Raw genomic sequence first — 20,775 nt, forward strand, 5'->3', positions numbered from 1 at the left:
CCAGCAGGAGAGCTAAATCTGGCGTTGCAGGCTGGGGAAACGGTGTATGAGTTCCTGCGCTTCGGCTGCGACCGGTCCGTCACAGCGCGCTGCACGATGCACGAGCGGGGTGATCTCGTGCCTGCGGTTTCTCTTTCTCAGTGCGGCGGCCCAGGCTGTGACGGTGCCCGCGGGGAGCTGGCTGGTCACTTCGTCGACGACTGCGGGGGCATGTCTGTCGCATGCCTGCACCCATCTGGCGAGTCCTTCGAAGGGGTCGGTGGCTTGTGTGGCCAGTCCTGCTGTGAATCCGGGGCGATTGGCTGCGGCGAGTTCGGCTGCGACCTGCGCGTCGTGGGCGGCGATAGAGTCCAGGAGCTCGGCCGCGGACGCCCAGTGCTGCTGGTGAAGTCCGAGATCCAGCGGCAGGCCTCGGCGCAGAAGCCTGATGGTCATCTCGGGTGTCATGTGGGCGAGGAAGGGATGGATGGCGGTGTACTGGGCTTCGTAGCGTTCGAGGAGGTCCCGGGCCTCTGACGGTCTGTGTTCGTAGAGGACTTCCACCGCGAACAGGTGGTTCGGAGAGGGCGCGGGCAGGCTCTGTTCGTAGTGGGCTGCAAGTACATCGGTGTCGATACGGCTGACGATGGCCTTGGCGGTCGCCGGGTCGGCCTCCCACGCGAACGCGATGAAGTAGTGGAAGTTGTGCCAGGTGTTGTCCGTGCGGGGGCGCGCGAGCGTGTCGGCGAAGTGATCCGGGTCGAGAGCACGCACGAACTGCCGGGCCAGCCGGCGGGCTGTCGGCTCCGGCGCTCGTCGGCCCCGTAGGAAGCGGGGGGCGAATCCGAGCAGGAACGCCCAGGTGCCGAAGAGATTCTGGGCCTCGAGGGGAAAGTCGCGGGAAACCTGTGCGGCGAGATGGGGAATGAGCTGCTCGAACAGAGCGAGTGTGAGATCTCGGTTCGTGTAGGTCAGGGTGCGCAGGAGTTGGTCGATGGCGGCGACGTCGGCGGGTGGCGTTGCGGCGAGGGCGTGGAAGGCACTGGGGTCGTAGGCACTGCGGATCTTCTCTATCAGGGGCATCCCGCCGCCTTGCGTGATCCGGTCCAGAGCGTGGGCGGTGGAGTAGATATGGGGCCAGCCGCCCTCGGGGATCAGGCGGGCGAGAGCGTGCGGATCCACGTCGGCCAGGAGCTGTTGTGTGAGGAGCTGGTCGTCGTTGGACAGGGCGTTGATCAGGGTGCCGATCGCCCATCCGTTCTCCGGCGTGACGTGATGCACCCATTCCGCGATTTGGGCGTGGTGCTCCCTGATCAGGTCGATGCAGTCGTCCTTGCCTGATGACATGAGGTGTTCGAGGAGCTGGGCGGCCATGCCCGCCTCGGTGCCAGCGGGGGTGGCGAGCGCACGCTCGGCCAGCGTGCAAATGCGGGCGCGGGTGAGGGTGTCGTGGCGGCGAAGAACCCACCACGTTTCCGGTGAGTGGTTACGGCCGATGAGCCACGCGGCGCCGCGCAGCGGTGTGTTCGGCGAGTCCAGGGCGAGACGGAAGAGGGCTGCGGCGGCCTCGCGGTCTGCTTCGGTCTGTTCGTGGGGCAGTACCGTCCGAGGCCGTGGCGTGCGGCGGGCCGCAGGAGGCTGCGATGCTGGTGGGGGTGCGGCCGCCGACTCGATCGGCGGGATCCCTACCGGGGGCGGAGGGGTGTACTGGTGTCGCGGCGGATGCAGCATCCAGGTGATCAGGGCCCACGCGGTCCTGAGGTGCGCGCAGCGCAGGACGTTGTCGTTGCGGGTGGCGAGGTGTTTGTCCTGGAGGAGGCCAAGGCTTCGGTCGATCCATCTGCGGTCTCGGCCGAGTGCATGTGCGTAGGGTTCGAGGTCGTCGGCTGTCACACCGGCGTCGACGCTGGCGACCTGCGCGACGGCGAGAGCCAACAGGAGCAGGTCGGCACGGTCATGGCCGCGCAGGTCGAGCGCGTCACGTTCGGTACGTCGCCAGCCACCGGTGAGTGTGTAGAAGAACTGCCAGGCCGAGTCCGCCCGGGCTGCTTCTGCCAGGCGGTCGAGCAGCGGTTCATCCCCCATCTGGTCGCCGACGAAGTCGTCCAGCGCGCGGACCTGGGGCAGGATGTCGTGCGCACGTTCGCGCATGGCCCGAGCGAGAGTGCCGACGGCGGCGAGATCGCTGATGCGATACGTGGTGACGGCGCCGCCGACGTGGTCCACCGCGACGATCAGCACCAGCTGGTCCTGGGTGGCGGTTTCGGCCAGCTCGCGGATCAGATCCGGGGACAGGTCCTGAGCATCGTCGATCAGCAGAGCCTTGCGGTGCGGATAGTGGGCGAGGTCGGCCATCCACTGCCCCACACCACGTCTGCGGGCGTCGTCGCGCAGGCGGAGCACTTCGTAGCCGTCTTGGAGGAGGTCGCGCAAGGCCTGGTAGGCGGTGATGGACTTGCCGCATCCGCTGTCCCCGTTGAGGACGACGGAGTGACAGCGGCGAAGCGCGTCGACGAGGAGGTCGACTTCCATCAGGCGGGGGCAGGCATCGACATCGGCCGGGCCCAGGCGCTCTCCGGCCAGTGCAGCGCCCATGTCCCGCTTGCCGGTGAACGGGACCGAGTACCAGGCCGAGGCGGTTTCCTGCTGGCGCACACCGCTGGCCAGGGCAGGCAGGACACTATCGGCGGGGCCAGCGATGTCGTCTGTGCCTCTCGCCTCGGGGCCGATGCGGCACACCCGCCATCCCTGGTCGAGCGGCGCGATGAGCTGGTCGACCACCACGCGGTCACGTTCCGAGTAGCCGACGATGAGCAGGGTGCGCGGGTGGTCTGCGACGAGGCGGCGGATACGGTCCTCGATGGCGGGGGTGAGGGTACCGGGCAGGTGGGGAAGCATCCACGGCTGCTCGGGGCGGGCGGCATCCCCATGGGGCTTGAACAGGATGCCGGCAGGGATGTCGGCTCCGTATTGGCGCCGGTAGGCGCTTTCCAGGGCGGTGTCCCAGTTGAGGGACACAACGCATTCGATGGCACCGGCGTGGATCAGTGCGGCAAGTGCCTCGTGTGCGGCGGACGGCTGCGCGCTGCGAGGGCGGTCCAGGTTGGCCATCTCCTGCTGGAACCGCTGCCAGGCTGGTTCGAAGCTGCCCACTGCGCGCCACGCTGCGTCCCAGAAAGTGAAGTCGTCTCCCATGAGCTGTTTCGCCGGTGCATCAGGTTTGCCGAGTTCGGCTGCGAGCGCCTGCCGAGCTGTAGGGGCGGCGTCGAGGGCATCCCAGAGCAACGCCGTGAGGCCCGCGCTGGTCGGGTAACGCGCCGAAAGGGACAGGCCGGCCCCTACGACGGCGACCACGCCGAGCCCGAGACGGTTGCGCAGCTCAGCCGTGCGGTTGGCGACGTCAGTGTTCATCGGTTTCGCACCAGCACTGATATACGGCAGGCCAGGCTGCTCTGAAGGACACGTGCACACATGACCTCATTGTCGGCCATGGCGCTGACAGGGCTGTCCTACGACCGCATGCGGGGGGCAATGCGTGTGCCGCGGGACGCTGACTCGGCTTCTGGCAGCGGCACTCTGAGCACGAAGGCCGCCCAGATTTCAGGTGCGGCGAACGGGTGCCTGCGCAGGGCCGGAAAACCTGCGCGATGGTATCGGGCGGCCTGTGGGAAACCGCGTAGGCCGCTGTGTCCGCGGACAGCAGCCAAGTCTGGGCGCTCGGCCGCATATCGGCGTGCCGCAGTGGAGGTGAGAGTGCGCATCCACTGCTGGGTTCGTGCTGGAGCGAGGGCTGGTTCTGCGCCTGGCTGTGCGGTGAGTTCTTCATCCGGTTGCGCCCCTCGAAGATGCGGAACACCCCGTCCGCGTACGCGGCGCGGCGTGGGACCCGGATGTCGCAACGGCGATGATGTAGTTCCTACGCAGAGGGTTCTCTGCGTATTTGAACGGGTCGAAGTGCACGAAGCGGACGCCCCGTTCACGACTCAGGTTCTGGCGAAGCAGTTCGCCACGCAGGATTTTCCCGAGCCCCACGGCTCCCATACCGCGACATTTGAGGGGGCCGGAACCATGAGTGCGACATCGCGGAGCTGGTCGGCCACGTGACTGTGCGCCAGGCGATCCCCCTGAGCATCTTCGACCTCACGGTCCTGGATCAAATCATCGTATGCAGAGCCCCCGGACCGCTGTGATGCACCATGACCCCGCCCGACCTTCCGCGTCTGCAGTGACTCTACGACCCGCAAGAAGCGCACGGTCCGCCGAGTTCCCAGGATAAGCGGCACCACTGACAGTGCGGCTGGCCCTCGGGATGGCAGGGGGGCCACATCCTCATGGGTCGTCGCCACGCGGCAGCCAATCACTTGGCGCGGTACGGCACCAGGTTGGTCGTGTGCGGCCGTCGGACCGGTCCAGGCTCCGCCTGACGACCAGCTGGAGCAGCCCGGCACGCAACTCCCAGCGGGCCGCGACGTGCACCTGCGGGAGAAGACGCTGTGGCGGATGCTGTACGAGACGGTCGCACTACCCGGGAGCTGCCGCAGCAGTGCTTATAGCGGTCGCGGACATCATCGGAGGTGTCCGCGGCAAGCGCTGAGCGCCGGGCCAGCAGCTCCGCCAGGGCCGCCGACCGTCCAGCCGGTTCAGCCGACAGCTGGGCACGGTGGATCACAGTCCAAGCGCATCCACCGCTGCTTGCCGCTGCGGGCTGAGACTGGAGCGGCGGCGCCGCAGGTTGCTCAGCCACTGTCCCAGCCGTACCTGTTCACCGTTGACCTCTTCGGTGTGCCGCTGGGGGACCTTGAGGTGACCCTCGCGTTCGAGGAAAAGGCGTGCGGCGGCCAGCCCGCGTTGGAAGGCCCGCTCCCGTGCCGGCAGCGCGAAGTCTTCGGCACGGAACACTGGTGCGTCCGGCATGTCGATTCCCAAGTTCGTCAGCAGCCGGAGCTGCTCGGGGTGAAGGTCGTCGGTGTGCCGGCGCTGGGTGGTGAGCCACTCCCCCGCTTGCACAGCAGCCGGGTCTTGCTCCCTCTGCTGACGGGCCGTGTGGTAGGCGCGTTGCCAGGTGATCGGCCAGGGCGGGTTCCACCACCGGTCCAGGGCGGTCAGTGCGGCGGTGCGCTGCAGGGTGAGGTTGTGGGCGCGGGAGCGTTGGGTGGCGAGCCAGCGGCCGAGAGGAAAGCCGTCGTGGAGGTAGTCGACGGGGGCGGCGAGGTGGCCGTGGTGGCCGGCGTAGGCGGCAGCGTGAGCCAGTCCCCGGTCGAAGGCCTGCTGGCGGGGGTCCCAGATGATACCGAGGCGTTCGAGGGCGTGGACGCGTGCTTCGTCGAGGGCGCCGGTGGTGTGGAGGCGGCGTTGCCAGGTGAGCCAGCGGCCGAGGGGGTAGCCGGTGGTGTCTTCGTAGGTCTGGGGGACGTCGAGGTGGTGGTGGGTGTGGTGGTAGCGGCGGGCGGCTTTGAGGCCGCGGCGCCATTCGGCGCTCTTGGGTGCCAGGACGCGTAGGGAAAGGGCGAGGGCGACTTCCTCTGCCTGGGTGGGGCGGTCGAAGTGGAGCCAGGCTTCGGGGTCCTGGGGAGGCATGGTGGGGCGGTGGGTGCGGGGATCGGCGAGGCGTGCTTCGAGGCGGTCGTCGTGGGCGCGCAAGGCTTGGATGGTGTGCCAGAGCGGGGTGTAGGCGTCAGCGCCGAGGAGGTCGTCGGGATTTTCGCCGGGGGTGAGGTAGACGGGGACGACGAGGGTGGCCTTCTTGCCGGCTCCGGGGGTCTGGCGGAGGGCGCGGCCGACGGCCTGGACGGTGTCGACGGGGCTGTTCTTGGGGTCGGCGAAGACGACGGCGTCGATGGCGGGGACGTCGATGCCTTCACCGAGGACGCGGGCGTTGGACAGTACGGCCGGGGTGTGGGGGTCAGTGTGGGAGGCGAACTCGAGCAGGAGGCGGCGGCGGACCGGAGGGGCGTGGGTGCCGCTGATCCAGTCCGCCCACAGGCCTTCGGGGCGCAGCTCGGCGGGGAGGGTGGCGGCGGTGTCGTGCAGGGTGGTGGCGAAGGCGCGGGCGTCGGCGACGCGGTGGTGGAAGGTGAGGATGCGGCGCAGTTGGTGGTCGTGGATGGCGCGCAGGGCGGCGACTTGGCGGCCGGCCAGGCGTAGTCCGTCGACGCCGGCGCCGGGGCCGGTGGCGAGCCAGTCGCGCAGGTCTTGATCGGTGACGACGGGGACGAGGATCTGGTAGTCGGCGAGCAGGCCGAGGTCGATGGCGTCGGAGAGGGTGAGCCGGTAGGCGACGGGGCCGAAGAGGGTTTCGTCGTCCATGGAGGCCACGGTCTCGGTGTCGCCGTCCTGGGCGTCGTCGGGGTTCCAGAGGCGGGGGGTGGCGGTGAGGTAGAGGCGGCGGGCGGCGGGGAGCTGGTCGTCGTGGTGGACGGCGGCCCAGGCCTTGCCCAGGCGGCCGGCGGTGCGGTGGGCCTCGTCGACGACGACCAGGTCCCAGGCAAGGAGGCCGTGGTCGCGGTGGGCGGCGATGACGGCGGGCAGGGAGGCGTAGGTGGCGTAGGCGGTGACGGGGCCGGTACGGGAGGGTGTGGCGAGGGCGGTCAGTTCGCCGGGATCGGTGGTCAGCGGGGTGTCGGCGCCCACTGGTTCGTGGTCGAGGGCCTGGCGTGCTGAGCAGACCGCGATAGCGGCGCCTTTGCGTCCTGCGGTGCGCCATGAACGGATCGTCTGGGACAGCAGGTCCAGCGTCGGCAGGAGCACCAGTACGCGGCCGCGCGGGGCGATGCGGGCGGTGGTGCGGGCGGCGATCAGGGTCTTGCCCGTGCCGCAAGCGGCGATCACGCTCGCGCGGGCGTGGTCGCGGAGCGTGGCGGTCGTGGCGGCGACGGCCTCTTTTTGGTGGGGCCGTAGCTCGATGTCGGGGGCCATGGAGGTGTAGCGCTCCGTGGGGTCGGCTGGGTGCTCCCGGAGGGCGGGGGTTCCGCTCTCCTGGGTGCAGGTTATTCGGCTGCTTCGGTCAGGTGGGCGAGGGTGGAGCCGGTGGGGCCTTTTCGGACGTGCAGTCGCTGGGTGATGCGGCGGCGTAGTTCGGGGATGTGGCTGATGACGCCGACGGTGCGGTCGTGGGCGCGTAGGGAGTCCAGGACGTCGAGGACGTTGTGGAGGGTGTCGTCATCGAGGGTGCCGAAGCCTTCATCGATGAAGAGGGTGTCCAGGGGGTTGCCGCCGGCTTCGTGGGTGACGACGTCGGCCAGGCCGAGGGCGAGGGAGAGGGAGGCGAAGAAGGATTCGCCGCCGGAGAGGGTGTCGGTCTTGCGGGGGCGGCCGGTCCAGGAGTCGGTGATTTCCAGGCCGAGGCCGGAGCGGGCGCCGTGGGCGGCTTGGTGGTCGGAGTGGCGCAGGGTGTAGCGGCCTTCGGACATCAGGCTCAGGCGGGTGTTGGCAGCGGCGACGACTTGTTCGAGGCGGGCGGCCAGGACGTAGGCCTCCAGTTGCATGCGGACCCGGGTGCCGGAGGCATTGCCGGTGGCCAGGTCGGCGAGGTGACGGGCCATGCTGTGGGCCTGCTCGAGTGCTTCCAGGCGTTCGACGACCCCGGCCAGGGTGGTGCTGAGGTCGGTGAGGTCGGTGGTGCGGGCCCGGGCGGTGCTGGCGGTGGTGACCGCTAGCGCGTGCTGGTCGTCTGCGGCCGTGCGCAGGGCTGTCGCAGCTTCGACGTCGGCGGCCGGCTGGGCTGCTGCTTCCTGCAGGACGGGGTCGTCGAGGACGGTCTGGTGGGAGGCGCGGGCCTCGCGCCATTGGTTGATCTCTTCCTCCAGTTCGTGGAGGTCCTTGGCGCTGAGCACGGCTTGTTCAGCGGCAGCGAGGTTGTCGAAGCCCTGGGATGTGGCGGCGGCGGTGGCTTCGCTGGTACGAGTGTGCAGGGTCTGGGTGGCGGTGGCGGCGGTGCGTGATGCCTCGGCTGCCTGCTCGAGGTGGTCGGCGGTGCGGGTGAGGTCGTCGATGCGGGCCGCCAGGGTGGGGGCGGTGCCGCGGGCGGCATCGAGTTTCTCGGTGAGCTCTGCTTGCCGCTGGGACAGGGTGTCGTAGCTGGCGTTGCGGGCGGACAGGCCGGCGGTGGCGACACTGTCCTGCTCGGTCATGGTGATGTGTTCGCGGTCCAGCGCGAGGAGTCCCTCCTCGACGGTCCCGCGGTCTGCGGCACGTTCGAGGGAGTCGGCCAGCTGCGCGGCGAGTGCCTCGTGTTCGGTCTTGAGGCTGGCCAGCGGGGTGTCGCCGGCTTCGCCGGTGGCACCGGCGGCGTTCTCGCGAAGCTGCTGCAGTTCGGCCGCGATCTTGTCGCGCTGTTGCTGGGCGCGCTGGTGGGTTTTCTCGGCGGCTTGTTCGTCCTCGCGGGTGGGATGCCCGTCGGGAGCCTGGGCGGGAGCCGGGTGGGAGCACGAGCCGCAGACCGGGCATGGTGCGCCGTCGGTGAGGCCAGCGGCGAGTTCGGCGGCCATGCCCTCGGTGCGTCGGCGGCGGATGTCGATGTGGGCCTGGACTGCCTGTTCGGTTTCCTTCTCGGCGGCGGCCAGGCGCTGCTCGGTAGTGGTGATCTGTGCGAGGTGGGCGTCGCGGCGTTCGGCGGCCGCGACGCGGCCGTTGAGGATGTCGAGCTGGGTCTGGTGGCGGCGGCTTTCTTCCTCGGCCTGGCGGGCGGCTTCACGGCGGGCTTGGAGGGTGGTGCGCTGGGTGGTCTCCTGCTCAAGCCAGTCGCGGGCGGTGCGCTGCTGGACGGTGAAGTCCTGCCGTTCGGCGTCGATGCGCTTCAGATCGGCGGTAAGCTGGTGGAGGGTGGTTTCCTCGGGAAGCAGGGTGTTTAGCACGGCGATGTCGTCGCGCGTGCGCTGCCCGGCCGCGGCGAGGTCGGCGGCCGGGAGCGTGGCGTGTTCGGAAAGCAGCGGGGTGCGTGCGGCGTTTTCGAGTTCCTGGGCTCGGGTGTGGTCGGTGCGGGCGGTGCTGACGGTGTGGAGCAGCGGTGCCAGTTGCTGGGCGCGCCGGGCTTGTTCCCGGCGCCGGCTGAGGGTTTGTTGGTGGGGGGTCTGTTCATCCAACCGGTCGAACTGGGTGCGGGCGGTGGCGTGGGTGGTCTGCCGGGCGTGCAGTTCGCGGGTGGCGGCTTCCAGTTTCTGGTGGGTGAGCTGGTTCTTTTTCGCGTTCTCGGCCTCGGCCTGGGCGGTGGCAGCGTCGGCCTGGCTGGCCTGGATGAGGTCTTGGGCCCAGGCCAGTGCGGGGCCGGTCAGGGCGTGCGCGGCGTCGGGGGTGGGGGCGTCGTACTGCGATTTCAGGTCCGGGCCGGCGGCCTGGTGGATGCGGGCCGCCAGGTGCAGCACCTCGTCGCGGGCGGCGTCGCGGCTCTTCTGGGTGGTGCGGCTGTGGTCGTTCAGCCAGCGTTCGATGAAGGCGTACCGGTCGCTGTGGAAGAGCTTGCCGAGGAGTTCGCGGCGCTTGCCGGCATCGGCGTAGAGGAACTTGGTGAACTCGTTCTGGGGCAGGAGCACCACCTGGCAGAACTGGGTCCGGCTCATGCCGAGCAGGTCCTTGATCTCCTTGCCGGCCTCTTGGTGGGACTTGCTGGAGGCCTCCCAGTGGCCCTGTCCCAGGGCATCGGTCGTGAACCGGCTGAGCCGGGTCTCGGCCTTCTGGACGGTGTCACCCGTGCCGTTCCTCTTGGGGCGCGTCTGCTGGGGGACGCGCTCGATAAGCAGCCGCTGGCCGGCGATGGTGACGTCCAGGGTGACCTGGGTGAGCAGGTCGGCCGGGGCATGGTGGCTGCGCAGCATCAGGTCGCGGTCGACCGGGGGTTCGCCGTACAGGGCGAAGCAGATGGCGGTGAACAGGGTGCTCTTCCCGGCGCCGGTGTCGCCGTGCAGGAGGAACAGGCCGTCGGCGGTCAGGGCGTCGAAGTCGACGGTGTGGGTGCCGGCGAAGGGGCCGAAGGCCTGCAGGGTGAGGCGGTGCAGGCGCATCAGACGGTTTCCTTCTGCAGTTCGTTCACGCGGGCGGCGTCGACGGCCTGCTGGAGCAGGGCGTGTTCGTCGGGCGTGGGGGCGGTGCCGCGCATGTCGGTGATGAAGTCGCCGGCGATGTCGAGTTCGCTGCGGCCGCGGAGGCGTTCGGTGTAGGTGGGGGTGTCCGTGGCCTGGGCGGGGATGAAGGCCCGCTCGTGCTTGAGGCTGAGCGTGTCGGGGAAGCGGCGGCGTAGCCGGGCCATGGCCTCGAAGGGCAGGGCTGTGTCGGTGAGGGTGACCTCGAGCCAGGCGTCCTTCAAGTGTTCGTGGGCGGGCTGGGTGAGAAGGTCCTCGAGGAGGCCTTCGACGCGTTCCAGGCGGTGAGGGGTCGGGCAGTCGAGGCGCCTGACGGCGGGAGCAGTGCCGGAGGAGGTGAGGTCGACCAGGGTGCAGGACTTGGTGTGGGTGGCCTCGGAGAAGGAGTAGGGCAGCGGGGAGCCGCTGTAGTGGACTCGGTCGGTGACCTTCTGGGGGCCGTGGAGGTGGCCGAGGGCGACGTAGTCGATGCCGTCGAAGACGTCCGCGCCGACGTGGGCGATACCGCCGACGCTGAGGTCGCGTTCGCTGTCGGACTCCGTCACCTGCTGGTCTTCGCTCTGGCCGCTGCCGGGGGTGACGAAGGCGTGGGCGATGACCACCGAGCGGGTTCCGGCCGGCTGGTGGTGGGTGAGGTCGCTGTGGATCCTGTCCAGGGCTGCGGTCAGCACCGCGTGGTGGGAGGTGGCTTCTGCCTCCAGCTGGGTGCGGACCATCGACGGCTCGAGGTAGGGGATGCCGTACACGGCGACCGGGCCGTCGGTGTCGTCGAGGAGGACCGGGACGTCGCAGGTGGCGGGATCGGTGCGCAGATGGATCCTGGCGCGGGCGAAGAGGCCAGATCCGACACCGAGGCGGTGGGCCGAGTCGTGATTTCCGCTGATCATGATGATCGGTACGTCGAGGTCAGCGAGCTGGTGCAGGGCGCGGTTGAACAGGCGCACGGCGTCCAGACTGGGGATGGCCCGGTCGTAGAGGTCGCCGGCCACGAGGATGGCGTCGGCGTTCTCGCTCCGAGCTGTGTCGACCAGATGGTCGAGGAAGGCTTCCTGGGCGGGGATCAGGTCTTTTGTGTGGAACCGGCGGCCCAGGTGCCAGTCCGAAGTGTGCAAGAACCGCATGGGGACAGACCGTAACCACTGTGGGGCCAGCTGCGGGAGGTTTTCCTGATAAACGACGTTCTGCAGGGGGTGTGCGGTGTCTGTGGTGAACGGTTTCTCCGCCTGCGGCGCTGCGGGCTTGCGGCTGCTGTGTGCCACCGGGTGATTGTCAGTGGCAGGCGGCAAGATGGGAGGCAGGGGGAAGGAGGATGTGATGTCGTTATCGCGTTCTACCAGTCCGGGATCCACCGTTGCACCGGGCGGGTGCCGCTGGTGTGGAATTGAGGCGCGCGGGCATGGCCGGCAGCACGTCGTGGGGGTGGGCTGGCATGTCTGGACGGCGCCGACGCTGCAGCAGCGCAAGGAGCGGATGCTGCAGCGGCGCGCGGTGAGGCCGGTCAGGAAGCCAGGGCCCGGAGGTCGCTGAAGGCCTTGGTCAGCTGCGAGGGGACGTCTTCGCGGGTTTTGAGGGTGGTGACCAGGCCGTAGAGCATGTCGTCCTTGCCGTCGGGGCTGGTGTGCTCCGCCTGTTCTTTGATCATGGTCAGGAGGTGGGCGCTGAACTTGCCGCCGCGGTGTGCTGTGAAGTCCTCCGCGGTCCACCGGACGCCTGCGGGGCGCATCCAGTGGGTGTTGGCGGCCGTGGCCCACTGGTCGTCGGTGAAGAGTTCCTCGAGTTCGTTGAACCCGTCTGCCTCGCCGATCCAGGTGACCTGGGTGTCAAGGTCGAGTCCGGCCTTGATCAGTCTTTCCGTCCTGAAGTGCTTGTTGGCGCGGCTGTCAGCGTCGACCATCAGCATGACGGTGCGGCGGTTCTTGACCAGGTACCCGGCCAGGCGGAGGGCGCCTTCGTTGTTGCCGCAGGCCCACAGGGCGATGCCCGCCGCCTGCAGCGGCAGGCCCTGGGAGAGGCGGAACAGCAGCGGCAGGCACTGCTGTTCCGTGGGGCCCTCGACGGCGAGGAAGCACCGTTCGTGCAGCAGGACGGAGTTGCGCAGTCCCACGGCGGAGGCGATCTGTCCGAGGTGGAAGTCGATCCCTTCGTGGGACTGGTCCGTGAGACGTTCGACGATGGTGCGGCCGTTGTCGCCGAGGCGGAGATGGACGACGTCGGCGATGTCGACGCCGTCGATGAGGTTCATCGAGTGGGTGGCGACGACGACGCTGACGTGGGGCAGGGCGCACTGTTTGCGGATGATGTCCATGACGGTGCGCTGGTGGCGGTAGTCCAGGTGCGTGTCGGGCTCGTCGTAGACGACAATCGTCTGGGTCGGCTCGGCGTCGCTCCCCTCCCCCGTGACGAGTTCGCTGTTCTCGAGCAGGTTGCTGGTCCATTCCCATACCGCGAGCGCGATCCGGCGATTGCTGCCCTGCCCGGAGCGGGTGAGGTCCACCGGCTCTCCGTCGGCCTTGGAGACTTCCAAGGGGGCGCGCTTGAAGCCGCCCTTGAAGGAGACCTCGGGCCTGACCTGCACGCCCACGAACTCCCGGCAGTGCTGGCGGATGTGCCGGCACAGGGAGTCGGCTTCCTTCTCCAGGCGCTGGACGATCTCCGTTTCGATCTCCCGGACCCGGCCCTGGAACGTGTCATCCTCCAGGTAGGTTTCGTAGCAGCTGCTCAGCGCGGTACGCACCGCGTCGTCGGGCCTCTCGTCCTTACCTCCGAACGGCAGCAGGCGCGGCAGACGCTCTTGGAGCTCCTTGGGCAGCGGCTGCCACTGCTCCACCTGCGGCGCGGTGGCCGCGTAGGCGGTGAGGGCCTGCAGCAGGTCGCCTCTGAGGGGGCCGTCCGGGAAGACTGACAACTCGGCTGCCAGCTCGGCGAGCTGGCCCTTCAGTAGGCGGCTCATGTCGTGGAGCCGGCTGTCGGCCGGCCGGGAACCGAAGAACTGCCACTGGGCCGGCTGGCCCTCTTCGGAGATACGGCGGATCCGGACCGTCTGCGGCAGGCCGGTAGCGGACTGTTCCATGGCATCGAGGCGGAAATCCCCTTCAACCGAAGTGCTGGAGCAACGGCGGCCGCCTGCGGATCCTTCCGCCTGCTCGTAGGTGCGGTCCTCGCCTGTCAGCCGGTGCTCGCCCAGCAGAAAAGCCAGCGCTGTCAGTACGGCGCTCTTCCCGCCGTCGTTGTGGCCGGCCAGAATCGTCGGACTGCTGACCGGGATGTCCTCGATGCGGGCCAGGGAACGGAAGCCGCGGGCGGAAAAGCGGGTGAGGTACACAGTCGAGGTGCTCCGAATCTCCCCATCCCCGGCCGGTAAGGGGTGACGTGCGGTGTTGGGCGGGCAGAAGGGGCGCTCGGGACGCCAGCGCAGAGGGTCATACTAGAGGCATCCCTCACAACACCCGCACACTTTCCACCACTTGTACCGGCTTGCCGCTCGGATGCCGTTGCAGAGCAGGTGCAGTTTCCTCGTTGCCGGTCGTCTCGGCGGATCGTGCAACTGCCGGTGATACGCAGCGTGTGGCAGTTTTCCGGGCCGGCAGGACTTGCCACTCTGGACTGGCCGCTGAAGGCAGAGCGGTCGCAGGGCGGCAATGGCCCGCTGATGACGTGTCGACGTCGATGGCCCGCACACGGGTCGGGCCCCACGCGCTTGGGCAGCCATGCCTCGGCGAAGGCTCGAGATCCGGCCCGCTCGTGTGCTGGCGCCGCTGCCGGGCCTGGGCAAAACATGCACGGTCAGCACGCTCTTGGGTAATAGGGCGTTCGTGGCGCACGCGCCCGCCGCTTTACCGGGATACGACACCGGGCCCTGGACAGCGCGGATAGTCTCCGATGCGTGATGAACGACGGTCTCAGGCATACCACCAGCAGGCTCTTCGACGCCTTCTGGTCGGCGGGAATCTCCAGTCCGCTGGAGATCGTGGAGCAGATATCCCACCTCCTCTGTCTCCGTGAGCTGGACGCCGTCCAGGAAAACTGGGAGCGGGAGACTGTTCGGCAGGAACCCCCGCAGCGGCAGCCAGTCTTCGCTCAGGACGAGCAGCATCTGCGCTGGTCCCACGTGATCCGCCTGACGCCTCAACGTATGTACGCGTCGATGACCGACGAGGTGTTTCCCTGGCTGCGTCGTCACACTTTCGCCGGGGTGAACTATTCGCAGTTCGTCACGGATGCTCGTTTCACGCTTCCGACTCCCAATCTCCTCGCCAGGGTTGTGGGCCTGCTGGAGGAGGCGCTCTCAGGTGGGGATGCCAACGCGGGCGCTCTGTATGAGCACCTGCTCGCCCACGTCGCCACGGCCGGTCGCTACGGTGCTTTCCGTACACCTCCCCATCTGGCGGCTCTGATGGCGGCGATGGCGGAGCCCGGAGCTGACGACGAGGTGTGCGATCCCACCTGCGGCACAGGCAGTCTCCTCGCTGCTGCGGCTCAGTTCGTCAGACGGTCCCGCCCGGACACCGCGCGGCAGAGCGCGGCGGAGGTGAGCGGCAGGACCCACGGGTTTGACTTCGACGCAACCATGCTGCGGTTGAGCAGCATGCGGCTGGCTCTTCAGGGCTTTGAGGGTACCGATCTGCGCTACCGGGATAATCTGGGGGAGGGCGCTGGGGCCGAGTGTGAGCGCTACTCAGTCGTCCTGGCTCATCCCCCGTTCGCGGGCAGCATCGACTACGAGGCCGTCGCACCCGAGTTGCTCGCAATGGTGCGTACGAAGAGGGCCGAGCTTCTTCATCTCGCCATGGTTTTGGCGCTGTTGAAGCCGAAGGGACGCGCGGCTGTGATCGTCCCCGCCGGTCTGCTGTTCAGCTCGGGTTCCGCGCACATCGAACTTCGGCGCCTGCTGGTGGACGTGCATGGGCTGGAGGCTGTGGTGCAGCTGCCCGGCGGAATTTTCAAGCCGTATGCGGGGGTCTCGACGGCGATCCTGTTCTTCACCAAGGACGCCGGACAGGCCGACAGCGTGTGGTTCTACGAGCTGACGGCGGACGGCTTCAGCCTGGACGACCGGCGTGAGCCGCTGCTGGCGCAGGACAAGCTCGGGCCGGCTCCCGACAGCGTCCTGGACGCCGTCGATCACACGCGCAACAACCTCCCGGATCTCATGCGGCGTTGGCGGCTGCGGCACAGCAGCGAGCGCCGACGTGCCCGGTCCGAGCAGAGCTTCTGCGTGACCAGCGCGGACATCTCCGCAGAAGACTACAACCTGTCACTGTGGCGATTCCGTCAGATCCATGAGATGCAGCGGGCCGCGCAGGAAGGCATCCGTCTGGGGGACTTCGCTGAGATCTTTTCCGGGTCCGTACGCAAAGCCGATCTGGACGAAGAACCGGATGCGACGGACACGGACGAGCGACGGCGGGTTCTGACACCCACCCTGCTGACCAGCACGCTGCCGGACGTGGCAGACCTGCCCCTGCGCGTAGACCAGCGCGAACCGCGCCGCCGGTTGCGGCAGGGCGACATCATCGGACGGGACCTCGCCGGGACACGCCACTGGACGTGCGTGCCGCGCCAGTACGACGGCGTGCAGCCCGGCCAAGGCCTGATCGTCATCCGGCTCACCGAGGAGCCTCTGCCCCACGAGTACGTGATCGCCTACCTGTCCAGCGCTCTGGCCGAGCAGCAACTGCCGAAGTACGGAGTCATCCCTCGCATCAAGGCCCGTGAGATGGCCGACATCTGGATCCCCAAGTGTGACGGCAGCCTCTCGGAAATCCGCGCCGCCCTCGCCATGCTCGACGAAGGTGAACGGGAAGCCGCACGCATCCAGGACGACCTCCAGCGCAAACGGACGCAGATTTTCGAAAGCGGAACCGGTTCGGCCCGGCGCGGGCGGCTCGATGACGCCGCCGCGATCAGCTCCTTGACCGCGCAGAACCTGCGCCGGCACAACGAGCCCTACAAGCTGTTCCAGGATTCGTACCCCTACGCCGTAGCCCGCGCGGTCCGCAAGTTCCGCCACTCCCTGTCCCTGGCGGAAAAGCACGAGGCAGCCATCCAAGGCACCGAGTCCCTGATCCTGTCTCTGGGCATCATGGCCCTTGCCCTGGCCACCGACCGCGGCCGACAGGATCTGCCGGCCATCACCCAGTGGAGCCAGTCCGTTGAGCGGGGCGGTGTCTCCCTCGGCCACTGGGTGGGGGTAGTCAGGGCAGTAGCCGACGACGCACGCCAGCACGGAGACCCGGCCGCCGGCCTCGTCGAGGCAACAGCTCGAAAGAAGGGCAAAAAGGGCCTGGTCGCCGACCTTGACCAATTGGTCGAGCTCCGCAACAAGATCCGTCACGGCGCAGGCCCCCGGACACGGGCCGAGCTGGAGAGGAGCCTTGAACGCATCGAACCGCTGATGCTCAGCAGCCTGTCGGGATGCGCATTCCTCGCCCACACCCGATGGGTCCACACCGACCGCCTTCAATGGACGCCCGACGCCGGGAAGTTCCGTGTATCAGGCCTGGCCCTGATGGGCGACCACCCCGACTTCGCAACGGTTTCCTTCGACACGGCACACCCTCTGGCAGACGACCAGCTCTACCTCATCCCCCCAAACGACGAACCCTTCCCCCTCTCACCGTTCTGCCTCCTGAGCGACTGCCCCACCTGCCTGGCGCCCGAGCTGTACTACCCCGACCGCATGACGAGTTCCACAGCCCTCCTAAAGAGCCTGGACCGGGGCCACGAATTCGACAGCGACTCTGTTTTCAAGGCACTGCGCGAGTGGAGCAGCCCGTGAATGCGCTCGCGGCGGGCTGGGGCGGCACGGGCGGCCACGTCCAGGTGTTGCCGCTTCCGGACGACACGCGCCCGTACGGCTCCCCACCGGTGCAGCGCCGCGCGAAACCCGACCGTACTTCGGCGAGCGCTTCCTCGATATAAGGGGCTACGACATATGCGGTGGAGTCACTCCACACGACCCGCATCCGGATGTCCTGGACGGCCTCGTCGGCCTAGTTGTGCAGGCCCGCCCGGCAGTGAGCCGGAACTGGTGGCAGCCTCCGGCTTCGCCGGGGACGCCGTCCGGAGGGATGGCGAAGCCCTGGTCGGCTACACGGAGCGGGCGCGGGACTCTGGCCTGGCGGGCTCTGTGGCGCTGCCGGAGCCGTCACGTACCTCGGACAGCCCCCCGAGGTCCAGGTGGTGGCGGGCGCGGGTGACGGCTACGTAGGCGAGGCGGGCTTCAGCGTCGTCGACCGGCCTGGTCGACGCGGGTGAGCCGGCCAGGCCCGCCTGTACGTCACCCTGCGGCTGGGCGAAGTCGCCAGCGATCAGCACGCGGGGCCATTCGCGTCCCTTTGCCCTATGTGCGGTGGACACCGTCACGTGGGCGTGCTGTTCCGGGGCCAGGCGGGCCACGGCGGCGAGGATGGTGTCTGCGCCGTGGCTGTCGACGAGGTTGACCAGCGGTTGAAGGTCTCGTCCGGCCGGGTCGTGCGAGGCGTAGTCCTGCAGGTCGCCCCAGCAGGGGAAGAGGACCAGTTCGGGGTGGTGGGTGCGGCGGCCTTCTTTCAGGTCGCGGGCTGCCTCGGCCAGGGCGCGCAGGCTGTCTCCGCCTCCTACGAGGGCGACTCGACGTCCTGCAGCCATCAGAGCGATGACCTGGGCCATGGCTCCGACGTTCGTGCGGCACAGCACGGCGTCGGGGTGGTCGACAGCCCCGATCTCGGTCGGTACCTCGGGCGTGCCGGTGAGCCGGATCGGGGCGTCGGCCAGGTGCAGCCAGCGGTTGGCCTCGTCGGCGAGGCGGGGTCCGAAGCGGAAGGACTGCGACAGGGTGGACTGGGTGCCCTCGAAGCCGACCATGACGTCTTTGGCGCCGCGCCAGTGGTAGATGGCCTGGGCGGAGTCGCCGACCATGACGAGCTGGGCGTGACCGCGCTGGGCGAGGAAGATCTGCTCGACGACGGGGTCGGTGTCCTGGGCCTCGTCCAGGAGCAGGTAGTCGGCGTCGAGCCTGGGGCGGGTGAGGGCCCAGATCTTCAGGTAGTGGTCGTGTTCGAAGCGGACGCATCCGTCGTGCGTGTCCTGCAGGTCGCTCCAGGCCTTGCGGGCGACGGGGACGATGTGGGCGGCGAGTTCTTGGTGCGCTTCCTTGTCTTCCAGGCCGCGCAGCCGCGGCACGTGCTGGAAGGCGATGGTGTCCTCGGGGGCGTGGCAGAAGCGGCTGACAGTGCGCAGCAGGGCGTTGGACAGGGCCCGTTGGGAGATTTCTCGCTCACCGATGCGGATGCCTTTGGCGAGGCCGAGGGCCTTCCCGGTCTGCCAGGCCGGTCGGCGGGGCGCGTTCAGGCGGTGGCTGTAGCGGTGGCCGATGGCGGCGTAGGCCAGGGAGTGGGTGGTCTTGCACTGGACGGTGCGGGGGAAGCGCGCGGTGGCGTCCTGGGCGACGGCGCGGTTGTAGGCGACGTAGCGGCCGCGGCGCTTGGTGTTCCGGGCAAGCAGGGCCAACGTGGTGGTCTTGCCGGTACCGGCTCCGGCTTGGAGGGCGAGGTGCTCGCCGGCTCGGAAGGCATCGGTGGCGGCGGCCTGTTCGTCGGTGGGCTTCATGGCGGTGAAGGTCCTCAAGATGTCAGGGGCTGCGGGTGGGCGGTCCTGGGCGTGTCTCTGCCCAGGGGCGGGACCTCGCAGGGCCCCCGGGTCGGGCAGGCTTCAAGGGGGTCGGGAGAGCCTCGACATGCCTCGGTGCTGTTGCAGATCAACCGCACGGAGCGGGCACCGAGCACCCGGGGTAGCGACAGCCCGCAGGGGTCGTCGGCGCGGTGCCGGAGGCACAGGAGGGCGTGAGGAGTACGGCGTTGTGCGCTGCCGCCGGCGTGGAGATGGACGGTGCCGCCGCTGATGTGCAGTCGGAAGGCATGGAACGCATCTGCGGCGAGGTGCAGGGCGACCGGCCGACCGTCGCCGCGGGCACCGTCCATGCGGTTGCCGCTACGGCAGCAGGGACGGGGCTGTGCTGCCCGCAGCACGTGACTGGGGCTGTCAGGGGTGGTCTGCGGGGGCGATGGGGAGGCCGGCGGCCGTCACAGTGGCGATCGGCGCGGGGGGCTGGGAGATGCATGACGGTGACCGTGCCAGGAGCCACGCCGGTGCCGGACGCAGGGCTCCGCCGAGGTCACATGATCAGAGCAGGCGTCGGGAACGTGCGCACGGGAGGCAGTCAGAGCGTTCGAGGTGTTCTCACCTGTGCGAGTGGTTCCCTCTGGCGCTGGGCGGCTTCGGCACGGCCAGCTTCAGGCCGGTGCGACACCCGGGGCGGGGTGCCCCTCGCACAGGGTGGCGAGGAGGCGCTCAAGGGGGACGGCGAAGGCGTGGGCCAGGGCGTGCCAGGTGGTGAGGTTTCCTGCGGTGCGGCCGTGTTCGAGGTCGATGAGGGTGCGCCGGGACAGGCCGGTGCGCTCGGCCAGCTCGTCGAAGGTCCATCCCCGCTCGCCCCGCAGCCGTGCCAGTGCGACTCGCAGGGCGGTGAAGTCGGGGTCGGGCGGGATGATCGTCACCCCACCATCGGAAGGTGCAGGCATCTGCCCTGTCAGTGCAGAAACCTGCACTATTTGCCCTGCGGGCGCGGCCGAGGACAGGGCAGGTTTCTGCACTACGGTGCCCGCTGCCCGGAACGCCCGCTGGGGAAGGCCCGGACCTCGGGCACGAACAGAGGGGAGGACCTCCTGCCGATGAGGCTCGCTGGCGCCGCAGTACGGCGCATCTGGACGGTGGAGCTGCGCCCGCAGCCGGGCGGATGCGCCCTCATCTGCGTCCGCTGCCATGCCCACACCCCGCTCCCGGCAGCCTCTGCGCGGTTGGCGGCCCTGGAGCACTTGGCCTGCCACGCCCGCGGCGACGCGCTGCCCGCGCACTTGCGCACCTGCCAGTGCCGCACCCAGGGCTGCCTCTGGCACCCGCGCCACCGCGGGTGCGCCAGCCAAGTCCGGCTCGCCCTCACCCGCGACCGCGGCGGCCGCGTATGGCGGCTGGCTGACGCCTGCGCTGCCGCCACCGGCGACACGGGCCGTCGTCCCGGACACCCTGCTCGCAGCCCTCCCGCCAGCCGCTCCTCCGCCCGCGGCTGCGCGCGAGCCGCGCGGGCCGGGCGGGGATGAGCGCCGGCGGGTGCGGGAGATGCTCACCTACCTGGCGACGGCGCTGCCGCGGTCCGCCTCCCCGGCCGCCAGGCTGCTCGCCCTGCAGTGCGCGCTGCGCGCCGGCGCCGACGGACTCGTCCGGATGCCCGCAGGGCTCCTGCGCGGCATGCGTCTGCGCGGGCGCTCGGAGGTGTGGGACGAGCTTGCCGAGGGCCACTGGCTGCGGGCCCCTGACCTGAGGTCGGCACCCGTGCAGGTGCAGGTGCTCGACTACGCGGTACGAGACCAGACACCGGGCCGGACGGCGCGCCGCCGCGCCGCCCACTGGGCGCTCAGCCCCTGCCAGCTGGACGTCCGCCGCGATACACCCTCGACGACACGGCTGGTGGCGCTCGCCCTAGCGGCGCACCTGTCCCCCGGCCCCGCGCACACCGCTGACATGGAGGAGCTCGGCCGCCTGTGCGGCCACACCTCCCACCAGACCGCAGAGTTGCTGGACCGGCTGGTCGCTACGGGCAGCCTGGCGTTCTGGCGCCAAGGCGGAGAGCTCGGCGAGGTGACATGGGCGCTGGCCGGGCAAAGGCCGCAGGCGCCGGGGGCGTGAG

Annotated in this window: 9 protein-coding genes and 1 pseudogene; 2 read left to right on the top strand and 8 right to left on the bottom strand. The window is 69.3% G+C overall.

Annotation, left to right across the window (positions count from 1 at the left end; translation table 11 throughout):
* Positions 1–12 precede the first annotated feature (12 nt).
* From E5083_RS29845 to E5083_RS29870, 5 genes are all read right to left on the bottom strand, one after another.
* Positions 13–3,390: an SIR2 family protein gene (locus E5083_RS29845; protein WP_135788799.1), complete on the bottom strand. Its 3,378-nt coding sequence runs from the start codon at positions 3,388–3,390 to the stop codon at positions 13–15.
* A 1,254-nt stretch (positions 3,391–4,644) separates the two neighbouring features.
* Positions 4,645–6,894, bottom strand: coding sequence for a DEAD/DEAH box helicase (locus E5083_RS32090; protein WP_135788800.1), 2,250 nt, complete (start codon positions 6,892–6,894; stop codon positions 4,645–4,647).
* A 71-nt stretch (positions 6,895–6,965) separates the two neighbouring features.
* Positions 6,966–9,974, bottom strand: a complete 3,009-nt coding sequence (locus tag E5083_RS29855; protein ID WP_135788801.1) for an AAA family ATPase — start codon at positions 9,972–9,974, stop codon at positions 6,966–6,968.
* Positions 9,974–11,173 carry an exonuclease SbcCD subunit D gene (locus E5083_RS29860; RefSeq protein ID WP_135788802.1) on the bottom strand — a complete coding sequence of 400 codons (1,200 nt, stop codon included), beginning with the start codon at positions 11,171–11,173 and terminating at the stop codon, positions 9,974–9,976. The genes E5083_RS29855 and E5083_RS29860 overlap by 1 nt, the downstream gene beginning before the upstream one ends.
* 377 nt (positions 11,174–11,550) lie before the next feature.
* Positions 11,551–13,374: an ATP-dependent nuclease gene (locus tag E5083_RS29870; RefSeq protein ID WP_135788804.1), complete on the bottom strand. Its 1,824-nt coding sequence runs from the start codon at positions 13,372–13,374 to the stop codon at positions 11,551–11,553.
* A 564-nt stretch (positions 13,375–13,938) separates the two neighbouring features.
* Between E5083_RS29870 and E5083_RS29875 the strand changes: the two genes are divergently transcribed.
* Positions 13,939–16,830: a class I SAM-dependent DNA methyltransferase gene (locus E5083_RS29875; protein ID WP_135788846.1), complete on the top strand. Its 2,892-nt coding sequence runs from the start codon at positions 13,939–13,941 to the stop codon at positions 16,828–16,830.
* Between the two features lie 311 nt (positions 16,831–17,141).
* Here E5083_RS29875 and E5083_RS29880 read toward each other — a convergent pair whose 3' ends face one another.
* From E5083_RS29880 to E5083_RS29885, 3 genes and pseudogenes are all read right to left on the bottom strand, one after another.
* Complete coding sequence (locus tag E5083_RS29880; protein WP_135788805.1) at positions 17,142–18,641, bottom strand: UvrD-helicase domain-containing protein; 1,500 nt, start codon at positions 18,639–18,641, stop codon at positions 17,142–17,144.
* Positions 18,642–18,655: 14 nt separating this feature from the next.
* Positions 18,656–19,072 (bottom strand): annotated as a pseudogene (locus E5083_RS32280) (hypothetical protein); the annotation flags it as partial.
* A 252-nt stretch (positions 19,073–19,324) separates the two neighbouring features.
* Entirely contained in the window at positions 19,325–19,588 is a 264-nt protein-coding gene (locus tag E5083_RS29885) for a helix-turn-helix transcriptional regulator (RefSeq protein ID WP_135788806.1), read from the bottom strand.
* Between the two features lie 619 nt (positions 19,589–20,207).
* On the opposite strand from E5083_RS29885, the gene E5083_RS29890 reads away from it, so the two are divergent.
* Positions 20,208–20,774: a hypothetical protein gene (locus E5083_RS29890; RefSeq protein WP_208754217.1), complete on the top strand. Its 567-nt coding sequence runs from the start codon at positions 20,208–20,210 to the stop codon at positions 20,772–20,774.
* Position 20,775: the final 1 nt, after the last annotated feature.

This window comes from Streptomyces bauhiniae, assembly GCF_004784475.1.
In the GTDB taxonomy this organism is placed as follows: Bacteria; Actinomycetota; Actinomycetes; order Streptomycetales; family Streptomycetaceae; genus Streptomyces; species Streptomyces seoulensis.